Here is a 21,973-nt window from a genome sequence, read left to right on the forward strand (position 1 = left end):
TTACCACACTGAAATCGATATGCATGGGAACACCGCTTTAGTATGCTTGCGCGCCATTTGAAGGGCTTTCGGGATAGCCTCGAAAACACGTCGGTTATACTGATCCGACTCTCGTATGCCCTGCGCGCGTTTCCCGCGTGCCTCGCGTTACATCGCCACAATTTCGCACACTATGACCTTCAAGTTTGCTTCGTCCGTCTTGCCTCTTTCGGCGCGATCCGCGCGCCTCGCCTCAATCGCCTGCCTTGTTGGCGTGATCGGCACACTCAGTATCGGCCAGGCGGTGGCGCAAGGGTCGCCTCAACCCGCGGTGCCGCAAGGGCAAGACTTCGAAGAAGAGATCGTGCCGCAGCGCTACGCGAACAACCCGAATGTAGATGCGTTCATCAACGATCTCGTCGCGCGCTACGACTTCGATTCCGGCTCGCTGCACGCACTCTTTAACCGCGTGAGTTATTCGGCAACAGCGGTCAAGCTAGTCTTGCCGTCGCCCACGCCTGCTACCAAGAACTGGCGCGCCTATCAGTCACGGTTCATCGAGCCGGTGCGCATTGCGGCCGGCGTGAAGTTCTGGCGCGCTAACCAGGCGGCATTGCAACGGGCATCGGATCAGTATGGCGTGCCGCCCGAGGCGATTGTCGGGATTATCGGCGTGGAGACCATCTATGGCCGGTACATGGGTAACTTCCGCGCGCTCGACGCGTTGACCACGCTGACCTTCGACTACCCCAACACGCCGAATCGCGACGAACGTCAGGCGACGTTCCGCAAGAATCTCGAAGACTTGCTGGTCTGGACGCATGACCAGCAAATCGATCCGACTACCGTGCTGGGTTCGTACACGGGTGCTATCGGCATTCCGCAATTCCTGCCCAGCAGCATCGTGAAATACGCTGTCGACTTCGACGGCAACGGCCATATCGATCTGCGCACGAGTACCGCGGACGCCATCGGCAGCGTGGCGAATTACCTGAAGCAGCACGGCTGGGAGTCCGGACGTCCGGTGGTCTGGAAAATCGCAGGCGATGTCGGCAGCCAGGGCATTGCGCAAGCCGCCGCCGACGGGCAGCCCGAACCCCACTGGTCGCTCGCGCAGCTCACCAAAGCGGGCATGCTGATGGGCGAGCCGGGAGTCAATGTGTCGACGGAAGCAGGCACGCCGGTGACGGTGGTCGATTTACCGACACCGGGCCGGGCAACCGAGTACACGCTGGGGCTGAAGAACTTTTACGTGCTGACCCGCTACAACCGCAGCTTCTTCTATGCGCTCGCCGTGTATCAGCTTGGTGAAGCGGTGAAGGCGCAGATGAATGCCGGCGGAGCGGTAGCGGCTTCACGATAATTCAGCCTTCGCTCAGACGTTAAAAAGCCCGGACTTGTCCGGGCTTTTTAACGTCTTCTTTTCACTGATATCAAGCCGGAAACACACCCGTCGACAAATACCGGTCGCCGCGATCGCAGACCACGAACACGATGGTCGCGTTCTCGACCTGACGCGCCACGCGCAGCGCCACTTCACACGCGCCCGCGGCCGATATGCCGCAAAAGATGCCTTCCACCGACGCCAGCCGCCGCGCCATGGCTTCAGAGGCCGCCTGGCTCACGCTTTCCGTACGATCCACACGGCTGCGATCGAAGATCTTCGGCAGATACGCCTCTGGCCATTTGCGGATGCCCGGGATCCGCGAGCCTTCTTCCGGCTGTGCCCCGACAATCTCGATCTTCTCGTTCTGTTCTTTCAGATACTGCGACACGCCCATGATCGTGCCGGTCGTGCCCATAGCGGAAACGAAGTGGGTGATGCGCCCTTCCGTGTCACGCCACAATTCCGGACCCGTTGTCTCGTAGTGAGCGAGCGGGTTATCGGGATTGGCAAACTGATCCAGGATGATGCCTTTACCGTCACGCTGCATTTGCTCGGCCAGATCGCGTGCGTATTCCATGCCGCCCGTCACCGGCGTGAGCACGATTTCCGCGCCGTACGCGGCCATGCTCTGGCGGCGTTCCACCGACAGGTCTTCCGGCATCAGCAATACCATCTTGTAGCCGCGAATGGCGGCGGCCATGGCAAGCGCAATGCCCGTATTGCCGCTGGTCGATTCGATCAGCGTGTCGCCAGGCTTGATACGTCCGCGCTCTTCCGCTTTCTTGATCATCGATAACGCCGGACGGTCCTTCACCGAACCCGCCGGGTTATTGCCCTCGAGCTTGCCGAGAATCACGTTGTTGCGCGCGCGAATCTCGTCGTCCGGAATGCGGACCAGTTGAACCAGCGGCGTATTGCCGATGGTGTCTTCAATAGTTTTGTAAGCCATAGCGGGTGTGTTGCAGAGCGTAGAGCTTTTGATTGTAGCCCACGGGTCTTTTTGATGCCGCGCGGCCCTGTTGGGCAGAGGGGCGTACGGGCCTTGAAAGCACCTTCTTGCAAGCCGGGAGTGCATCGGCCAGCCGGCGCGCCAGCCGATGCGTCGTACCGCTCTACTTCTTCACAACAACCGCGCCGGCGGCTGGCTTGGCGGCGGCTCCCGCAGCGGGCCTCCCTGCTGCTGGAGCCGCCGCTGCCGTGCTTGTGCCAGTACCAATAGTCAGGCCCTCGGCCTGCAAGCGTTCGACCGTCTTGCCGCCCATCCCCTTCACGCGTTTGGTGAGTTCGGCTGCATCCTTGAACGGACCGTGCGCCTCGCGTTCGTCGAGAATGGCTTTCGCCTTGGCCGGCCCGATACCTTTGATACCGCGCAGTGCATCGGAATTGGCTGCGTTGATATCGACGGCTGCAAACGCCGATGCCATGGATACAGCCAGAGTGAATGCCGCAACGAATTTCTTGATCATGTGAGTCTCCCTTGAAAACCGGTCCGCGCTGATCGCTGACCCGGAGACCCAGTGTAGAAAAACGGCAAGTGCTTTTATAGCTGACCGAATAGCCAACGCACGTAGCGATCAACGCCTTCCTGCACCGTCAGGAACGGCGCGTCGTAACCCGCCTCGCGCAACTTCGACTGGTCCGCCTGCGTGAAGCATTGATACTTGCCGCGCAGTGCGTCGGGAAACGGAATGTATTCGATCAGGCCACGCTGCACGAGCTCGGCGAGCGACAACGGCGGCTCGCCATTGATGGCGCGCAATGAATTCACGACCGTCGATGCAATGTCGTTGAACGGCTGAGCCCGCCCGGTGCCCAGATTGAAGATGCCCGATTTCTCCGGGTGATCGAAGAAATGCAGGTTCACCTTCGTCACGTCTTCCACGGAAACGAAATCGCGCGTCTGCTCGCCCGCACCATAACCGTTGTATTCGCCGAACAGCTTCACTTTCCCTTCGGCGCGAAACTGGTTGAAGTTGTGGAACGCCACGGACGCCATGCGTGCCTTGTGCGTTTCGCGCTGACCATAGACGTTGAAGTAGCGGAAGCCCGCTATCTGGCTTTTCGCGGCCGGGAGGACCTGGCGAATGATCTGATCGAAAAGAAACTTCGAGTAGCCGTAAACGTTCAGCGGCTTTTCAAGTTCGCGGCTTTCCACGAACTTGCTCGATCCGCCATAAACCGCCGCCGACGACGCGTACAGGAACTGCACGCCATTTTCGAGGCACGTGTCCAGCACGTCGCGGCTGTAGCGGAAATTGTTTTCCATCATGTAGCGGCCGTCGGTCTCCATGGTGTCGGAGCACGCGCCTTCGTGGAAAACCGCTTTGACCTTGCCGAAATCGCCGCGTTTGAAGCGCGCGACAAACTCGGTCTTATCGAGGTAATCATCGATCTCGCAGTCGACCAGATTCTTGAATTTGTCGGCGCGCGTGAGGTTATCGACCGCGATCACGCGTTGCTCGCCACGCTCGTTGAGCGCCTTGACGAGATTGCTGCCAATAAACCCGGCCGCGCCGGTAACGATGATTGTCATGGTGTTCTTAGCCGAAAGATCAGGCGAAAAGTTCGTTGTAGTCGACGGTCGCCGTACCCAGCTTTCCGACGACGATTCCCGCCGCCCGGTTCGCGTAAGCAATACAGTCAATCAGCGGCACGCCCGCGCCCAGCATGGTTGCAACGGTTGCAATGACCGTGTCTCCCGCACCCGAAACATCATACACTTCACGTGCATCGGCCTGCGTGTGGACCACCTGGTCGGCGGTGAAAAGCGTCATGCCTTCTTCCGAGCGCGTCAGCAGCAGAGCACTGATTTCCAGCGATTCACGCAGCGCCGTCACCCGTTGCAGCAGATCTTCCTCGGAGCTCCAGCGCCCGACCACTTCGCGCAATTCCGCGCGGTTTGGCGTGATCAGCGTGGCGCCGCGATAGCGGTCCCAATCGTCGCCCTTCGGATCGACCAATACCGGTTTGCCGGCGCGGCGGGCATCGGCGATCATTTGCGTGACGTGAGTCAGACCGCCCTTCGCGTAATCCGACATCAGGATCACGTCGTGTTGCGGCAAAAGCGTTTCGAAGCGCGCGAGACACGCGCTCAGCACTTCGTGCGTGGGCGAGTTCTCGAAGTCCACACGCAGCAGTTGCTGCTGCCGCGACAACACCCGCAGCTTGATGGTCGTGAGCAATGCCGGATCGCGTTCCAGATGAGCCGTCACCCGGCTTTCGTCCAGCAACTGGACGATGCACTCGCCGGGCTCGTCGTGACCGACCACACACAACAGTCCTGCTTGCGCGCCAAGCGCCGCCGCATTGCGCGCGACGTTCGCCGCGCCCCCGAGCCGGTCTTCCTTGCGCTGCACGTGAACGACCGGCACCGGCGCTTCCGGCGAGATGCGGTTCACGTCGCCGAACCAGTAGCGGTCGAGCATCACGTCGCCGACAACCAGCACGCGCGCCGCCGCAATGCGCGCGCGCGGGACTGGCGTGACCCGCGCGACAGACGCGGCCGATGCGGTTTCAGGCGTGAGGGAGTTCGACATGGGGACGTCCTATTGCAAAATAATCGATGCCGAGTTCCGCCATCGCTTCAGGTTCATACAGGTTGCGGCCATCGAAGATGACGGGCATCTTGAGCTCGCTTTTCAGATGCGCGAAATCCGGGCTCTTGAATTCCTTCCACTCGGTCACGATCACGAGTGCATCCGCGCCCGGCAAGGCGTCCTTCTGCGACTCGACGAAGTGCAGGCGTTCGAGCTGACCGGGTTTATCGGCGAGATCGAGCGCGAAAACGCGGCGGCTTTCCGTCAGCGCCACGGGGTCATAGGCACGCACCGTCGCGCCCCGCTCCAGCAGCGCACCGATCAAACGGCGGCTCGACGCTTCGCGCATGTCGTCGGTGTTCGGCTTGAACGCAAGGCCCCATACGGCGAACGTACGCCCGCGCAGATCCTCGCCCATGCGCTTCGTGATCTTCGTGACGAGCACTTCCTTCTGCAGATCGTTCACTTCTTCCACGGCTTCAAGGATTCTCAGCCGATGCCCGTTTTCCCGCGCCGTTTGGGCGAGCGCCTGGACGTCCTTCGGGAAACACGAACCGCCGTACCCGCAGCCCGCATACAGGAAGTGATAACCGATGCGCGGATCAGAGCCAATCCCGCGACGCACTGATTCGATGTCCGCGCCGATCGCATCGGCGAGATTCGACAGGTCGTTCATGAACGAGATTCGCGTAGCCAGCATGGCGTTGGCTGCGTACTTCGTGAACTCGGCCGAGCGCACATCCATATACAGCGTACGTTCGTGATTGCGGTTGAACGGTGCGTAGAGGAGCTTGATCTTCTCGCGCGCGCGTTGGCCGGCTTCGTCGTCGTCGACGCCGAGCACGATGCGATCAGGACGCATGAAGTCATCGACCGCCGCGCCTTCTTTCAGGAACTCCGGATTCGACAGCACGGAAAAGCCGTTCTGTCCCGTCGGTTCGATGCCGCGTGCGCGCAATTCCTCCTCGATCACCCGGCGAACGTGCTGCGCCGTGCCGACCGGGACCGTGGATTTATCGACGATGACTTTGAAGCCGTTCGCGTACCGCCCGATATTGCGCGCCGCTCCGAGCACGTATTGCAGGTCGGCGGAACCGTCCTCGTCCGGCGGCGTGCCGACGGCGATGAACTGGATCTCGCCATGCTCGGCGCTTTCCTTGATATCGGTCGAAAAGCGGATCCGCCCGGCTGCACGAGTGCGCTTGAGCATCTCGTGGAGACCCGGTTCGTGGATCGGCACGCCGCCGCTGTTGAGGATGTCGATCTTGGTCGGATCGACATCGAGGCAAAGCACGTCGTTGCCGATTTCAGCGAGGCATGCGCCGGTCACAAGTCCGACGTAGCCCGTCCCGATAATGGATATTTTCATATGCGTTCCGGAGAATCCGGTGAGTGTCGAAAAATCAGGCCGCAAGGGCCACGAAGTCCGATCGGATAAACATTACATGCACCGCACAGGACGGTGGTCCTGACGGGCGATGACGGTTGAACGCCGGCGATCGATGCAGCCGCCTCACGCGGCGGTGGTGATCGGCTCGACCCGGCGCGGCGCATAGGTTTCCCAGCCACTGCAGCCCGGGCATTGCCAATAAAAAAGACGCGCGCGAAAACCGCAATTCTGGCACGTGTAGCGCGGCAAATTCTTGGTCCGCTGCTTGACCAGCGCGCGCATGAGTTCCAGTTCGCTGCGGCGCGGTTCTTCTGCAGTAGCAACTTGCGCCTCCAGCAGCCGCGTCATGCCGGCCAGGTTCGGCGACGTCTGCATCTGATGGCGCGCGAGCGTGTGCGCGGCGTCGAGCCCGCGCAGCTCCGAGACATGCTTGAATGCGACGTCGAGCAGATCGTTGGTCGGATAGCGGTTCACAAAATCGACCAGCAAATCCACGCCTTCCGCCGTCCTGCCGAGTTGCGTGTACGCCTGAACCAGTTTCTCCGCGACCAGCGGAAGATAGGCCGCATTCTGCGCCTCCACGCGACGCCAGCACGCAATCGCAGCTTCGAGATCGCCGCCGGCTGCGTCGACGTCTCCTACCAGGATAGTCGCACGCACGTTTTCCGGATTCGCCGCGAGGGCGAGCTTCAACTCGGCGCGTGCGTCGGCGGGATTCTTACGCTGCAGCGCTTCTTGCGCGAGTTCGCAGTGGAATTGGGCAACTTCCTTGGCCAGCGAGGCCGCACCCATTTCTTCGATGCGCTCGGCCGTCGTGATCGACTTGTTCCAGTCCTTCTCGATCTCGTAAATGGTCAGGAGCGCACGTTGCGCGCCCAGCGCGTACTCACCCGCCTCGAGCGACCGGAACGTTTCTTCGGCGCGGTCAAGAAGGCCTGCTTTCAGGAAATCCTGTCCAAGTTCGTACAGCGCGTGGTCGCGCTCGGCGACAGGAAGATCCGGACGGCTCAGCAAGTTCTGGTGCACGCGAATCGCGCGGTCGGTTTCACCGCGCCGGCGAAACAGGTTGCCAAGCGCAAAGTGCAATTCGATGGTTTCGGGATCGAGCTTCGCCACTTCGATAAATGCATCGATGGCCTTGTCGTGTTGCTCGTTCAGCAGGAAATTGAGGCCGCGAAAGTACGAGCGCGGCAGGTTGGCGTTTTCGGACAGCAGCGTTTTCAGATCATAGCGGGAAGCCATCCAGCCAAGAGCAAACGCGACCGGAATGACAAGCAGCCACCAGAAGTCTAGATCCATGCGAATTCTTGTTTGAGGTTAAGTACCGGACCACGTACAAGGCGCGGCTGGCTGCACGAAGCACACCGGCCGCGGCCTATCAGATCAGCGGCGGCATGGGCGGGTCCAGCGGCACGACAGGCACATCCCGCGCCGTGCGCAATTCCCGTTTGAGCCGGGCATTTTCCATCCTCAGGCGGAACACGGTCGGCAGCGAGGACAGCAAGCCGGCCAGCAGTCCGACCACAAAAAACGCCAGCCCAATCAGAATGAGCGGTGCGTCCCACGAATAACCGGCGAGGAAATTGAGCGTCGCCGTTTGCGTGTTGGCGAGGGCGAGCACCAGCAACACGACGAAAACGAGGATACGAATCAGCCAGACAAAAAATTTCATAGGGGTCTCTTTGACGGCGGTAACTGAATAAAGCAGGCACAACCGGACGGAGGGCATGGATGAGGAGCGCAAAGCGCGCGCCACATCGCCGGAGCCCATGAGCGTCCGGTATTGTAATTGATGCGTATGGCGCGAGGCGCAAAGGCTGAATGCGACTAGTCGATCGGCCCGACCAGACATTGGAACAGTCACCCCGTTCGAAGCGCGCAGACATAAAAAAAGCACCCTTACGGGTGCTTTTTCGGTCATTTGCCACTGACTGCGCAGCGCGCGAACCGGTAGGAATCTGGACGCCGGTCAAACATCGTCGTCTTCGTCGCTATCCGGCTCATTCGACTGTTTCAGCGGTTCGCCCGCGCGTCCGTCGACACGTTCCCGCAACTCTTTGCCCGGTTTGAAATGCGGTACGAATTTCTCCGGTACCAGCACCTTCTCGCCCGACTTGGGATTGCGGCCAACACGCGATGGCCGGCGATTGAGGCCGAAACTGCCGAAGCCGCGAATTTCGATGCGATGGCCGTTGGCCAAGGCGTCCGACATTGCATCGAGCATCGTCTTCACAGCGAAATCCGCATCTTTAAGTACAAGTTGCGGAAATCGCAGCGCCAGTTGGGCGACCAATTCCGATTTGGTCATGCTGCAGCAATACCTGCGGCTTAGCCGTTCTGGCCGTCGAGCTTGGCCTTCAACAGCGCGCCAAGGTTCGTCGTGCCGGTTGCAGCCGTGCTCGAGTCAGCCGAAGCCAGACCACGGATTGCTTCCTGTTGCTCAGCCGAATCCTTGGCTTTGATCGACAGGTTGATGCCACGCGACTTGCGATCGATGTTGATGATCATCGCATTGACCTTGTCGCCTTCTTTCAGTACGTTGCGAGCATCTTCCACGCGGTCCTGAGCGATTTCCGACGCACGCAGATAACCTTCCACGTCTGCCGTCAACGTCACGACTGCACCCTTCGCGTCAACCGACTTGACCACGCCGTCAACCGTCGCGCCCTTGTCGTTCATTGCCACGAAGTTGCTGAACGGATCGCCTTCGAGCTGCTTGATACCCAGCGAGATGCGTTCCTTCTCCACGTCGATGCCCAGGACGATTGCCTGAACTTCGTCGCCCTTCTTGTACTTGCGCACCGCTTCTTCGCCCGTTTCGCTCCACGACAGGTCCGAGAGGTGAACCAGACCGTCGATGCCGCCCGGCAAACCGATGAACACGCCGAAGTCGGTGATCGACTTGATGGCGCCTTCCAGCTTGTCGCCCTTCTTGAAGTTGCGGCTGAAGTCGTCCCACGGGTTCGGCTTGCACTGCTTCATGCCGAGGCTGATACGGCGGCGGTCTTCGTCGATTTCGAGAACCATGACTTCGACTTCGTCACCGAGTTGCACAACCTTCGACGGTGCAACGTTCTTGTTCGTCCAGTCCATTTCCGACACGTGAACCAGGCCTTCGATGCCCGATTCCACTTCAACAAATGCGCCGTAGTCGGTGATGTTGGTGACCTTGCCGAACAGGCGCGTGCCCGACGGGTAACGGCGGGAAATGCCTTCCCACGGATCGTCGCCGAGTTGCTTGATACCCAGCGAGACGCGGTTCTTCTCCTGGTCGAACTTGAGGATCTTCGCGGTGACTTCCTGGCCAACCGACAGCACTTCGCTCGGGTGACGCACACGACGCCATGCGATGTCCGTGATGTGCAGCAGGCCGTCGATACCGCCGAGGTCCACGAATGCGCCGTAGTCGGTGATGTTCTTGACCACGCCTTCCACGATAGCGCCTTCCTTCAGCGTTTCGAGCAGCTTTGCGCGCTCTTCGCCTTGGGTCGCTTCGATCACGGCACGGCGCGACAGCACAACGTTGTTGCGCTTGCGGTCGAGCTTGATCACGCGGAATTCGAGGGTCTTGCCTTCGTACGGGGTCGTGTCCTTGACCGGACGCGTGTCAACCAGCGAACCCGGCAGGAACGCGCGGATGCCGTTGACCATCACGGTCATGCCGCCCTTGACCTTGCCCGTGATCGTGCCGGTCACGAGTTCGTTATTGTCGAGCGCTTTTTCCAGCGACAGCCACGAAGCCAGACGCTTCGCCTTGTCGCGCGACAGGATCGTGTCGCCATAACCGTTTTCCAGGGCGTCGATGGCCACTGAAACAAAGTCGCCCGCCTGCACTTCTACCTCGCCCGCGTCGTTCAGGAATTCTTCGAGCGGAATGTAGGCTTCGGACTTGAGACCCGCGTTGACGACCACGAAATTGTGGTCGACGCGCACGACTTCGGCGGAAATGACTTCACCCGCACGCATGTCCTGCTTGGTCAACGACTCTTCGAACAGAGCCGCAAAAGATTCGGTATTCGGGGTAGATGTTTGCAGGTCGGACATAAAAATCTATAGTTGCGCAGCTACTTCGCGTTTGCCTGCCCGAAACATTCGGGCCAATTGCAAGAAAAAACGAGCGCCACACGGGGTTGAGGGGTTAATACACGCTCCATGTTTCTCATGGAGCTCCAACGCAAAGCCAACGGACTTGTCGGCTTTTTGCAACGATTGCAATCAGATTCCAGCAAGGTTCCAGCACCTTACACGCGAATTGCGGTGTACCAACCGATGATCTGATCGACCGCCTGGTCGATGGATAGCCCGGAGGTGTCCAGCGTCTTCGCGTCCACTGCGGGCTTGAGCGGTGCGGCTGCACGGCTGCTGTCCCGTGCGTCCCGCTCGCGCAAATCTCGCAGCAAGTCTTCCATATTAGCAGAAAAGCCTTTTTGTATCAATTGCTTATGCCGCCGCGCGGCGCGCGCTTCTGCGCTCGCCGTGAGGAATACCTTGAGTGTTGCGTCGGGGAAAATAACGGTTCCCATGTCGCGGCCGTCCGCGACCAGCCCCGGAGGCCTGCGGAAGGCCCGCTGGCGGGCAATCAGCGCGGTCCTAACCTGTGGGTGGACCGCGATCGCCGAGGCGCGCTTGCCAATTTCTTCAGCACGGATTTCGGTGGAGACATCCACGCCGTCGAGCTGTGCCAAGCCCTCGCGAAATGTGATGTGAAGCTCGGCGACCAGTTCCGCGAGTGCATCGCCGTGATCGGGTTCTATGTTGTAGCGCGCGCTTGCCAGCGCCGTCAGCCGATACAACGCGCCGCTATCGAGCAGATGGAAACCCAGCGTGGCCGCGACCACGGCGGCGACCGTGCCTTTGCCGGAGGCCGTCGGGCCATCGATGGTGATGACGGGCGTTTGATGAAAAGGACGGGTCGGTTTCATCGCAGGCGTCCGGGTCGGCCAAAAACGGCTCGCTTATATATATTAGTCACGGTCATCACGCCTTCGCCAGCTTGGCAAATTGCTCGAAATAGTCGGGGAAGGTCTTCGCCACGCACTTCGGGTCGTTGATGCGCACCGGCACGCCGCCCAGGCTCACGAGCGAAAAACACATGGCCATCCGATGGTCGTCGTAGGTGTCGATAGCCGCGTTCGGCGTCAGTTGCCCCGGCGGCGTGACCACGAGGTAGTCCGCGCCCTCCTCGACCGTTGCGCCGACCTTGCGCAGTTCGGTGGCCATCGCGGCGATGCGGTCGGTTTCCTTCACGCGCCAGCTCGCGATATTGCGCAGCGTGGTCGTGCCATTGGCGAACAATGCGGCAACTGCAATGGTCATGGCCGCGTCGGGGATCAGGTTGAAATCCATGTCGATGGGCATCAGCCTGCCGTCGTCCGATTCCACGCCGCGCACTTCGATCCAGTCGTCGCCGAGCATCACGTTCGCACCCATGCGGATCAGCGCGTCGGCAAAATTCACGTCGCCCTGGATGCTCGCGCGGCCCACGCCTTCCACGCGCAGCGGCCCGCCGCCGAGCGCACCGGCCGCAAGAAAATACGACGCCGACGATGCATCGCCTTCCACCGCGATCGCGCCTGGCGACTGGTAACGCCCGCCCGCCGGCAACGTGAAGCGCGACCAGCCGTCGCGCTCGACGCTCAGGCCGAAACGCTCCATCAGCTTGATCGTGATCTCGATATACGGCTTCGAAATCAGTTCGCCGTCCACTTCGATCACGATCGGGCCGCGTTGGCTTTGTGCGAGCGGCAGGCTCATCAGCAACGCGGTCAGGAACTGGCTGGAGACATCGCCGCGAACCTTGATCGGTTTGTCGATGGCAATGCCGGCGGCGTGGATCTGCAGCGGCGGGAAACCGGCGTTGGCTTCGTAGTCGATCGACGCGCCGATCTGGCGCAGGCCGTCGACGAGATCGCCGATCGGCCGTTCATGCATGCGCGGCACGCCATGCACGCGGTACTCGCCGCCGTTCAACGCCAGCGCGGCCGTCAACGGACGCACCGCGGTGCCGGCGTTGCCAAGGAAAAGCTCTGCCGACTTTACCGGAAAGCCGCCGCCCGTCCCCTTCACGACGCAACGCTCGCCGTCATTCTTCAGGTCGATGCCGAGCTTCGCGAGCGCGGCGAGCATCACGCGGGTATCGTCGGAATCGAGCAGATTGGTGATCACCGTTTCGCCCTCGGCCAACGCGGCGAGCAGCAAAACGCGATTAGAAATGCTCTTCGATCCGGGCAGCCGGACCGTGCCGGACGCACGCGAAAAAGGTCCGAGATCGAGGTGTTCCATGTGCAAGTCCAGTTGACTATTGTGCGGAATCATCGGCGGCCTTGAGTCCACCGCCTTGTTGCCATTGGCTGCGCGCGGTGCGCGAGCGTTCAAACGCGGCTTCGAGCGCAGCGGCGTCCGACGCCTCGATGGCCTCGCGAAAGCGCGCCAGCACCTTGGTATAAGCATCGATCTCGGTCAGCAAGGCCGAACGGTTTGCGATACACACGTCGCGCCACATTTCCGGGCTCGACGCCGCGATGCGCGTGAAGTCGCGGAAACCGCCGGCCGCGAACGAAAACTTCAGCGCGGCGTCCGGCGCTTCAAGAATCTGCTCGACGAGCGCGAACGACAGCACATGCGGCAAATGGCTCACCGACGCGAATACACCGTCATGCTGTTCGGCGCTCATCTGATGTACCGAGGCGCCCGTTGCACGCCACATCTCGGCGACGCGCTCGACGGATTCCGGCGCGTTCTCGGGCAACGGACACAGGACGACGTTTTTATCGACGTAAAGATCGGGCAGCGCGGCATCCACGCCGCTCGACTCCCGGCCCGCTATGGGATGGCCCGGCACGAATTGCGAAGCACGCGCGCCAAGCGCTGCGCGCGCCGCGATGACCGCGTCGCTCTTCGTGCTGCCGGCATCGGTGACTATGGTGCGCACGTCGATGAACGGCACGATCCTTCGCAGCAACGGCTCGGTTTGCGCAACGGGCGCCGCGATCAATACGAAATCGGCATCGTGCAGCGCTTGTTTGAGCGCGTTGTCGTCGTCGATCAGCACGGCCGAGTCGATCACGCCGAGTTCCAGCGCCCGCTCGACAGACTTCACGGATCGTCCGACGCCGATGATTTCGCCCGTCGCGCCGGCGCGCTCGCGAAGGCCGCGCGCAAGCGATCCGCCGATCAGGCCGACGCCGAAAATCACGAGTTTATTGAATGAGAACGCAGCCACGGGACATCGATAAAAACGCGCCCGAAGGCGCGAAGGGTGAACAATCGAGGGCGTTCTATCAACGCCCGACAAGACAATCAGGCCGTTGCGGACAACGCCTTTTCGAGCGCGGCGATAAACGCTTCGTTTTCTTCCGGCAGTCCGATCGTGATACGCAGCCACGGTAACAAGCCGTAGTTCGCGACCGGCCGCACGATCACGCCTTGCTTGAGCAAAGCGAGATTGACGCGCTGACCGGCGGCGTCATCATTGCCCACGCGCACCATCACGAAGTTGCCGTCGGACGGCACGTATTCGAGCCCGAGATTATCGAACGCTTCAGTGAGCCGGCGATAACCCGCCGCGTTGATCTCCGCACTCTTCGCGAGAAACGCCGTGTCCTTCAACGCAGCGATGGCCGCGGCCTGCGCGAGCGAATTCACGTTGAACGGCTGACGCAGACGGTTGAGCAGATCGGTTTGCTCCGGCTGGGCGATGGCAAAACCCACGCGCAATCCGGCGAGACCGAACGCTTTTGAAAACGTCCGCGATACGATCAGATTCGGATATTTGCGCACCCAGGCAATCGAATCGTAGCGTTTGTCCTTCGCCAGATATTCGGTGTATGCCTCGTCCAGCACGACCGCCACGTGGCGCGGCACGCGCGAGATGAACGCTTCAAGCGCGGGGCCGTCAATGAACGTACCTGTCGGATTGTTCGGATTCGCAACGAACACGAGGCGCGTGTCATCGGCGATTGCAGCGAGCATCGCGTCGAGATCGTGACCGTATTTCACAGCCGGCACGACGATCGCACGCGCGCCCAGACCTTGCGTGGCGAGCGCATACACCGCGAACGAGTACTGCGAGTACACGACCGACTGGCCCTTCTCCACCAGCGCATGCGCGGCGATTTCGAGAATGTCGTTGCTGCCGTTGCCGAGCGTGATCCACTCCGGCGGCACGCCATAACGCTCGCCAAGCGCTGCCTTCAGTTCGAAACCGTTCGAATCCGGATAGCGGCCGAGTTCGGCCATGGCTTCCGTCATTGCGCGCTTAGCGGATTCCGGCATGCCCAGCGGATTTTCGTTCGATGCGAGCTTCACGATATCCGCTTCGTTCAGCCCGAATTCACGCGCCACTTCCGAGATCGGCTTGCCGGCAATATAAGGCGCGATCGCGCGCACGTAGGAAGGGCCGAATTGCGATGTCATATTTTCTCCAGCGTATCTGCGTATGGAAATGCGTGTGGAAAGCGAGGGCTCAACGAGCGCGCGGGTACGATCCGAGGACCTTGAGGAATTCGGCTTTTTCGCCGAGTTCGGTAAGCGCGGCGGCAACGGACGTATCGTCGCGATGGCCTTCTACATCGATGTAAAAGTAGTACTCCCACGTGCCGACGCGCGCCGGTCGCGATTCGAAACGGGTCATGGACACACCATGCCGTGCCAGCGGTTCCAGCAGCTTCAGCAACGCGCCTGGCTCGTTCGCCACCGAGACGATCAGCGACGTCTGGTCGTGCCCGCTCACGCCCGTGCGTTCCTTGCCGATCATCACAAAACGCGTGCGGTTGTGCGGATCGTCCTGGATCATCGATCGAACCACGCCCAGTCCGTAATGCGTCGCCGCGCGATCGCCGGCAATCGCCGCGATAGTGGGATCCCCCACCGCAAGCCGCGCTGCTTCCGCATTGCTCGATACCGCCTGGCGCTGCAACTCGGGCGCATTCGCGGTCAGCCAATGCTGACATTGCGCGAGCGCTTGCGGATGCGCGAACACGCGCGTGACGCCATCGAGCGTGCCCGACGCCGTCAGCAAATTATGGTGAATCGGCAAAGCCAGTTCGCCGCCGATCACAAGCGACGTCTGCAACAGCAAATCGAGCGTACGCGATACCGCGCCTTCCGCCGAGTTCTCGACCGGCACGACGCCAAACTCGGCCGCGCCCGCTTCGACCGAACGAAACACTTCGTCGATGGAAGGACAAGGCAGGCCTTCAATGGAATGTCCGAAGTACTCGAACATCGCCTGTTCGCTGTACGTGCCGACCGGCCCGAGGAACGCGGCACGCAGCGTTTGTTCGAGCGCGCGGCTCGCCGCCATGATTTCGCGCCAGATCGAGCTGATGTGATCGCCGCCAAGCGGTCCTTCGCTCATGTCCTGAAGCCGCGCGATCACCTGCAGTTCACGCTCAGGACGAAACACGGGCGCGTTGAAATGCTTCTTCACCTCGCCCACTTCGAGCGCGACCGCGGCGCGCTGATTCAGGAGCGCGATGAGCTGCGCGTCGAGCGCATCGATGCGTTCACGCAGCGGTTTGAGTTGAGAATTAAGGTCGTCGTCCATGCGATGTTTGGATTAAGTCGGTCCAGCGTGGTGAAGCATTGAAGGGCAGATCAGGCGCTGGTCTGCTCGAATTCCTTCATATACTCGACAAGTGTCTTAACCGCTTCGAGCGGCACCGCGTTATAGATGGACGCGCGCATGCCGCCGACCGACTTGTGGCCTTTCAGCTGCAGCAGGCCGCGCGCTTTCGCGCCGGCCAGGAATGCTTCGTTACGGGTTTCGTCGGCGAGAAAAAACGGTACGTTCATTCTCGAGCGCGACTGACGCTCAACTTTGTTCAGATAGAAACTGCTCGAGTCGATGGTGTCGTACAGCAGCGACGACTTCTCGATACCGCGCGCCTCCATGGCCTCCAGCCCGCCCTGCTTTTTCAGCCACTTGAAGACGAGTCCGGCAATGTAGATTGCGTACGTGGGCGGCGTGTTGTACATCGAATTGTTCGCGGCGATGGTCTTCCATTCGAACGCCGACGGGCAGATCGCGAGCGCACGATCGAGCAGATCCTCGCGCACGATCACGACCGTCACGCCCGCCATGCCGATGTTCTTCTGCGCGCCGCCGAAGAGCACGCCGTACTTCGCGATGTCCATTGGACGGGAAAGAATGTGCGATGAAGCGTCGGCAACCAGCGGCACGGAGCCCAGATCGGGGATCTCGAAAGTCTCCACGCCGTCGATGGTTTCGTTCGTGCAAAGATGGACATACGCGGGGTCGTCGGACAGATGCCATTCGGCGATCTTCGGGACGTGCGTGAAACCCTGATCCGTCTTGCCATTCGCCGCGATATGCGGCGTGCCGTATTTCTGTGCTTCCTTGAACGATTTCTGCGACCACGAGCCGGTCACCACGAAGTCCGCGGTCTTGCGCGATCCAAGCAGGTTCAGCGGCACGATTGCGTTCTCGCCAATCCCGCCGCCTTGCAAAAACAGAATCCGGTGCGACGCGGGCACCCTCAGCAGATCGCGGAGATCGGTCAGCGCCGCTTCGTGAATCGACATGAATTCAGCGCCGCGATGACTCATTTCCATCACGCTCATGCCGCTGCCGTTCCAGTCGAGCATTTCGTCGGCGGCTTGACGAAGAACTTCTTCGGGCATTGCAGCCGGACCAGCGGAGAAATTGAATACGCGCATGAATAGAGATCCCGAAAAGCCGGACGCGAGTTAAGCCAGTAAAACCTGAAACCGCGCCTGAAAAAGAAATGGCTGTTTGCGTCTGAACGCAAACAGCCATTATCGCACCGTCCCGAAAACCCGCCAAACAACCGCCGCGTGGACAACTCGCTCGCGGCCGCGGGTCCCGGCGACCGGCTTGAACTTACTTAGCCGGCTTGACCGATGCCACTTCCTTGTCTGCTTGCGTACGCGTCGCCTTGATGGCTTGCGGCATGTACTTTTGCATCAGGCCATTCACCACGTCACGACCAACCTGGTCTTGGACCTGGATGAACTTGCGTCCTGTCGGGCTCTTGTAGAACGTCGTCAGGTCGTTGATTTCAGCCGTGGTGTAGTACTTCGCGTAAGCGTCGTACTGAGCTTGCATGGCGTCCTGACGGAACGAATCCGTTGCAAACACTTGGCCAGCCGAATCAACCAGCTTCGGTACCGTGTCCTTCTGGAGCTGAGGAACGGCAGCTTGTTTCTGCTTGTCGTTCAGCGTCTTGTTTTCGCTCAAAGCGTCGGACAGGATGGCCGGAACCAGTTGCTTCGACTGCATTTGTGCGCTGTTACCAATGGCGCCGACGAGCTTTTGCGCGTCGATTGCGTCCAGCAGGTTCTTGATCGCAGCTTGCTTCGCCGGATCCGGAGCCGCTGTGGCCGCAGCCGGTGCCGGCGCTGCCGATTGGCTCTGGAGCGATTGAGCCGATGCGAAAGCCGGTACCAAAGCAGCCAGCAAGATCCATTGTTTAAACTGTTTTTGCATCATTACTCCCTTAAAAAATTTTCGTTTCTACTGCTGCGCGAGCCGGCATGTACTTGGGACATGCTCAGGTTCGCGCAGCTTATAGATTCAAGCTTTCAGAAACAGAACGAGTGCTCGCCGATCAGGCGGCGTTCAGGACGTTGTGTCCTCGCCGCCCTCGGACGTGTCGTCGGGACTGTCGCCAGCGTCGCTGGCCGATGGTGTGTCGAGTGTGTCAGCCGCGTCACCTTCCAGATCCGCGTCGAGTTCGACCGCCACTTCCGCCTCGGCGATGTGCTGCAGGCCGGATAACTTCGTGCCGTCGTCAAGACTGATGAGTGTAACACCTTGGGTTGCACGGCCCATCTCACGGATCTCCGACACGCGTGTGCGAATCAGCACGCCCGTATTCGTGATCAGCATGATCTCGCTTTCCGGCTCCACGAGCGTCGCAGCGACGACCTTGCCATTACGTTCCGATGTCTGGATCGCGATCATGCCCTTCGTGCCACGGCCATGACGGGTGTACTCGCCAATCGGCGTACGCTTGCCGAAACCGTTTTCGGTCGCGGTCAGCACCGACTGGTTCTCGCCGCCCGCCACGAGCAGCGCGATGACCTGCTGCCCGTCTTCCAGCTGCATGCCGCGCACGCCGCGGGCTTCACGGCCCATGGCGCGGACGTCGTTTTCGTCAAAGCGAACTGCCTTGCCCGAATCCGAGAAAAGCATGACGTCGTGCTCACCGTCGGTGATCGCAGCGCCGATCAGGAAATCGCCCTCGTCCAGTCCGACCGCGATAATGCCCTTGCGCAGCGGCCGGCTGAACGCTTCCAGCGGCGTCTTCTTGACCGTGCCCAAAGACGTAGCCATGAAGACGTACTTGTCAGCCGAGAATTCCTTGATCGGCAGCACGACGTTGATCTTCTCGCCGTCCTGCAACGGGAACATATTGACGATCGGACGGCCGCGCGAGTTCCGCGAACCTTGCGGAACTTCGTAGACCTTGATCCAGTAGACGCGGCCGCGATTCGAGAAGCACAGCATGTGATCGTGCGTGTTCGCAATGAACAGCGTGTCGATCCAGTCGTCTTCCTTCATCTGCGTGGCTTGCTTGCCGCGGCCGCCGCGCTTTTGCGCGCGGTATTCCGACAACGGCTGCGACTTCACATAACCGGTGTGCGACATGGTCACGACCATTTCCTGCGGCGTGATCAGGTCTTCGGTGTTCAGTTCCGTGGCGTTCAGTTCGATGCGCGAACGGCGGTCGTCGCCAAACTCGGCGCGAACGGTCGCCAGTTCGTCCACGATGATTGCGCGGATCCGCTCCGGACGCGCGAGGATATCGAGCAAATCGGCGATCTGCGCCATGACATCCTTGTACTCGCCGACAATCTTGTCCTGCTCGAGCCCGGTCAGGCGTTGCAGGCGCATTTGCAGAATTTCCTGCGCCTGAACGTCGGAAAGCTTGTACAAGCCATCTGCCTGCATGCCGTAAGCCGGATTCAGACCTTCCGGCCGGTATGCCTGGCGGCCGCCCGATTCTTCGGTTTCCGCGCGCGACAGCATCTCGCGCACGATTTCCGAATCCCAGGCGTTGTTCATCAAGTCCTGCTTCGCGATCGGCGGAGTGGGAGCAGCCTTGATGATGCGGATGAATTCGTCGATATTCGCCAGCGCCACCGCCAGGCCTTCCAGCACGTGGCCACGATCCCGCGCCTTGCGCAGTTCGTATACAGTGCGCCGCGTCAGCACTTCCCGCCGATGCGACAGGAAACACTCCAGCATCTGCTTCAGGTTGAGCAGACGCGGCTGGCCGTCGACCAGCGCGACCATGTTCATGCCGAACGTGTCCTGGAGCTGCGTCAGCTTATACAGGTTGTTCAGCACCACTTCGGGCACTTCGCCGCGCTTCAGCTCGACCACCACGCGCATGCCGCTCTTGTCGGATTCGTCGCGGATGTCCGAGATGCCTTCGATCTTCTTCTCGTTCACCAGCTCGGCGATACGTTCGAGCAGCGTCCGCTTGTTCACCTGATACGGAATTTCGTCGACGATGATCGCCATGCGCTGGCCGCGATCGATCTCTTCGAAGTGGGTGGTCGCGCGCATCACGACGCGCCCGCGTCCTGTCCGATACCCATCGCGCACGCCCGAGACGCCGTAGATCACGCCGTACGTCGGAAAATCCGGTGCCGGAACGATTTCCATCAGTTCGTCGATGGTCGAATCCGGGTTGTTCAGCAAATGCATGCAGGCGTCGACGATTTCGCGCAGGTTGTGCGGCGGAATGTTCGTCGCCATGCCAACCGCGATGCCGGCGGAGCCATTGATCAGCAGATTCGGAATACGCGCCGGCAAAACCAGCGGCTCGCTTTCGCTGCCGTCGTAGTTCGGACCGAAGTCGACCGTTTCCTTGTCGATATCCGCCAGCAGTTCGTGGCCGATCTTCGCCATGCGGATTTCGGTGTATCGCATGGCCGCGGCATTGTCGCCGTCGACCGAACCGAAGTTGCCCTGTCCGTCCACCAGCATGTAGCGAAGGGAGAACGGTTGCGCCATCCGCACGATGGTGTCGTACACCGACTGGTCGCCGTGCGGGTGATATTTACCGATCACATCGCCGACAATACGCGCCGACTTCTTGTAGGCGCGATTCCAGTCGTTGTTCAGTTCGTGCATGGAATAGAGTGCGCGACGGTGGACAGGCTTCAGGCCGTCGCGGACATCGGGGAGCGCTCGCCCCACGATCACGCTCATCGCGTAATCGAGATATGAGCGGCGCATTTCCTCCTCAAGGGAGATTGGCAGGGTCTCTTTGGCGAATTGATCCATTTATCCGTGTCTTGAACTGTGCGGCGCCGGCGCGGAATAAACGTGCGTTTTGCGACGTTTCCCCTGAATTCACCGGCGTTTGGCATCGGCATTGCGAACGCAACGCATCACGCGATTCTAACATGCGCGGCATCCGTGCCCGGCAGCGGCGCGTATATACATACAGTGCATGCGCAGCAGACAGACTGCCGAAACGGGACGGAGGGAACTTTCCCGGAGGATCGAGAAGCATTTGTAGCGGGAGCTTACAATTTGCTTCGCATGAGGAAGTGAAAACGTCAGACTAACCCGCTATGATTCACGACCGAGATTTTTGCAGTCGCTGAAAAGTGCACAAAAAATCAGCAAAAAAATGTATTGATGTTTTGCCAAAAAGTTCCGGGTGGGCACGTATCATGCGCATAAGACGCGCATATCAAACCCTGCTTTTCCCATGCCCCGTCTTGTTGCGCATGCACCACATAAGGTTGCAGGCATTGGGGCCCCGGGGATATTTTTATCGTTGCAAGGGAACGATATGGCAAAATGCCAACGCACAAAGTTAGACACTGCTCGAAGTCTACACACAGCGTTTTGTTCCGCGGTAATGTTATACTTCGAGCAATGTATGACTTGTCTTTGTCAACAAGGCTCGCAGTAAACCTGCGGTAATCTCAATTTCGAGAGGAGAAATATGAATAAACTTTCAAAGCTCGCGTTCATTGCAGCTACCGCAGTTATGGCTGCATCGGCTATGGCGCAATCGGTCCCGGCTTCACGTCAGGCAGTCAATGACAACTGGGTGAACGGCACGGGCGAATATGTGTGGATGAACGGTACGAACGAGCTTTGCTGGCGCGATGCGTTCTGGACCCCGGCTACGGCAAACGCAAAGTGCGATGGCGCGCTGGTAGCGCAAGCACCGACGCCGCCGGCTCCGGTCGCTCCGGTTGCTCCGGTCATCCAAAGCCAGAAGGTTACGTACCAAGCTGACGCTCTGTTCGACTTCGACAAGGCAATCCTGAAGCCGGCTGGTAAGGCAAAGCTTGACGATCTCGCATCGAAGATTGGCGACCTGAACCTGGAAGTCGTGGTCGCTACGGGTTACACGGACCGCATCGGTTCGGACAAGTACAACGATCGTCTGTCGCTGCGTCGTGCACAAGCTGTCAAGGCATACCTGGTCAGCAAGGGCATCGAAGCCAACCGTATCTATACGGAAGGCAAGGGCAAGCGCAACCCGGTTACCACCGGTTGCAACCAGAAGAACCACAAGCAACTCATCGCCTGCCTCGCACCGGATCGTCGCGTGGAAGTCGAAGTTGTTGGAACCTCGCGTCAGCCGCAGTAATTTAGCGACTGATTGCCGCAGGATCAAAGCCCCGCTCCGGCGGGGCTTTTTTTTATGCGCGCCCGGCAGC

General features: G+C 60.2%; 19 protein-coding genes. 2 read left to right on the forward strand and 17 right to left on the reverse strand.

The window, feature by feature from the left end; all coding sequences use genetic code 11:
• Positions 1 to 172 precede the first annotated feature (172 nt).
• Positions 173 to 1,342 carry a lytic murein transglycosylase B gene (mltB, locus tag AX768_RS11180; protein WP_062000015.1) on the forward strand — a complete coding sequence of 390 codons (1,170 nt, stop codon included), beginning with the start codon at positions 173 to 175 and terminating at the stop codon, positions 1,340 to 1,342.
• 70 nt (positions 1,343 to 1,412) lie between these two features.
• Here mltB and cysM read toward each other — a convergent pair whose 3' ends face one another.
• The 17 genes from cysM to gyrA all read right to left on the reverse strand — a co-directional run bounded on the left by cysM (position 1,413) and on the right by gyrA (position 20,573).
• Complete coding sequence (gene cysM / locus AX768_RS11185; RefSeq protein WP_062000016.1) at positions 1,413 to 2,315, reverse strand: cysteine synthase CysM; 903 nt, start codon at positions 2,313 to 2,315, stop codon at positions 1,413 to 1,415.
• Between the two features lie 163 nt (positions 2,316 to 2,478).
• Positions 2,479 to 2,832 (reverse strand): ComEA family DNA-binding protein, encoded by a 354-nt coding sequence (locus tag AX768_RS11190; RefSeq protein ID WP_062000017.1) that lies wholly within the window; start codon positions 2,830 to 2,832, stop codon positions 2,479 to 2,481.
• A 74-nt stretch (positions 2,833 to 2,906) separates the two neighbouring features.
• A complete protein-coding gene (rfaD, locus tag AX768_RS11195) occupies positions 2,907 to 3,899 on the reverse strand; it encodes an ADP-glyceromanno-heptose 6-epimerase (RefSeq protein WP_062000018.1) in 993 nt (330 codons plus the stop codon).
• 19 nt (positions 3,900 to 3,918) lie between these two features.
• Complete coding sequence (rfaE1, locus tag AX768_RS11200; RefSeq protein WP_062000019.1) at positions 3,919 to 4,902, reverse strand: D-glycero-beta-D-manno-heptose-7-phosphate kinase; 984 nt, start codon at positions 4,900 to 4,902, stop codon at positions 3,919 to 3,921.
• Positions 4,880 to 6,271: a UDP-glucose dehydrogenase family protein gene (locus tag AX768_RS11205; protein ID WP_062000020.1), complete on the reverse strand. Its 1,392-nt coding sequence runs from the start codon at positions 6,269 to 6,271 to the stop codon at positions 4,880 to 4,882. The genes rfaE1 and AX768_RS11205 overlap by 23 nt, the downstream gene beginning before the upstream one ends.
• A gap of 144 nt (positions 6,272 to 6,415) precedes the next feature.
• Positions 6,416 to 7,591 carry a lipopolysaccharide assembly protein LapB gene (gene lapB / locus AX768_RS11210; RefSeq protein ID WP_062000021.1) on the reverse strand — a complete coding sequence of 392 codons (1,176 nt, stop codon included), beginning with the start codon at positions 7,589 to 7,591 and terminating at the stop codon, positions 6,416 to 6,418.
• Between the two features lie 79 nt (positions 7,592 to 7,670).
• Positions 7,671 to 7,964: a lipopolysaccharide assembly protein LapA domain-containing protein gene (locus tag AX768_RS11215; RefSeq protein ID WP_062000022.1), complete on the reverse strand. Its 294-nt coding sequence runs from the start codon at positions 7,962 to 7,964 to the stop codon at positions 7,671 to 7,673.
• A 297-nt stretch (positions 7,965 to 8,261) separates the two neighbouring features.
• Entirely contained in the window at positions 8,262 to 8,600 is a 339-nt protein-coding gene (locus AX768_RS11220) for an integration host factor subunit beta (RefSeq protein WP_056355824.1), read from the reverse strand.
• A 20-nt stretch (positions 8,601 to 8,620) separates the two neighbouring features.
• Positions 8,621 to 10,336 carry a 30S ribosomal protein S1 gene (gene rpsA / locus AX768_RS11225; protein WP_047844853.1) on the reverse strand — a complete coding sequence of 572 codons (1,716 nt, stop codon included), beginning with the start codon at positions 10,334 to 10,336 and terminating at the stop codon, positions 8,621 to 8,623.
• Between the two features lie 197 nt (positions 10,337 to 10,533).
• A complete protein-coding gene (gene cmk / locus AX768_RS11230) occupies positions 10,534 to 11,214 on the reverse strand; it encodes a (d)CMP kinase (RefSeq protein ID WP_062000023.1) in 681 nt (226 codons plus the stop codon).
• Between the two features lie 55 nt (positions 11,215 to 11,269).
• The gene (gene aroA / locus AX768_RS11235; protein WP_062000024.1) at positions 11,270 to 12,574 is read right to left on the reverse strand and encodes a 3-phosphoshikimate 1-carboxyvinyltransferase; all 1,305 of its coding nucleotides are present in this window, start codon (positions 12,572 to 12,574) and stop codon (positions 11,270 to 11,272) included.
• Positions 12,575 to 12,590: 16 nt separating this feature from the next.
• Positions 12,591 to 13,514, reverse strand: a complete 924-nt coding sequence (locus AX768_RS11240; protein WP_062000025.1) for a prephenate dehydrogenase — start codon at positions 13,512 to 13,514, stop codon at positions 12,591 to 12,593.
• Positions 13,515 to 13,591: 77 nt separating this feature from the next.
• The gene (gene hisC, locus AX768_RS11245) at positions 13,592 to 14,707 is read right to left on the reverse strand and encodes a histidinol-phosphate transaminase (RefSeq protein WP_062000026.1); all 1,116 of its coding nucleotides are present in this window, start codon (positions 14,705 to 14,707) and stop codon (positions 13,592 to 13,594) included.
• Positions 14,708 to 14,756: 49 nt separating this feature from the next.
• A complete protein-coding gene (gene pheA / locus AX768_RS11250; RefSeq protein WP_062000027.1) occupies positions 14,757 to 15,839 on the reverse strand; it encodes a prephenate dehydratase in 1,083 nt (360 codons plus the stop codon).
• Positions 15,840 to 15,889: 50 nt separating this feature from the next.
• Positions 15,890 to 16,972: a 3-phosphoserine/phosphohydroxythreonine transaminase gene (gene serC, locus AX768_RS11255; RefSeq protein ID WP_062000028.1), complete on the reverse strand. Its 1,083-nt coding sequence runs from the start codon at positions 16,970 to 16,972 to the stop codon at positions 15,890 to 15,892.
• A 184-nt stretch (positions 16,973 to 17,156) separates the two neighbouring features.
• Positions 17,157 to 17,762, reverse strand: coding sequence for a DUF2059 domain-containing protein (locus AX768_RS11260; protein ID WP_062000939.1), 606 nt, complete (start codon positions 17,760 to 17,762; stop codon positions 17,157 to 17,159).
• 132 nt (positions 17,763 to 17,894) lie between these two features.
• Positions 17,895 to 20,573 carry a DNA gyrase subunit A gene (gene gyrA, locus AX768_RS11265; RefSeq protein WP_062000029.1) on the reverse strand — a complete coding sequence of 893 codons (2,679 nt, stop codon included), beginning with the start codon at positions 20,571 to 20,573 and terminating at the stop codon, positions 17,895 to 17,897.
• 673 nt (positions 20,574 to 21,246) lie between these two features.
• Here gyrA and ompA point away from each other — a divergent pair.
• A complete protein-coding gene (gene ompA / locus AX768_RS11270) occupies positions 21,247 to 21,903 on the forward strand; it encodes an outer membrane protein OmpA (RefSeq protein WP_056355836.1) in 657 nt (218 codons plus the stop codon).
• The last annotated feature ends 70 nt before the right edge of the window (positions 21,904 to 21,973 follow it).

Origin of the sequence: Burkholderia sp. PAMC 28687, from assembly GCF_001577465.1 — a bacterium.
Taxonomy (GTDB): domain Bacteria; phylum Pseudomonadota; class Gammaproteobacteria; order Burkholderiales; family Burkholderiaceae; genus Caballeronia.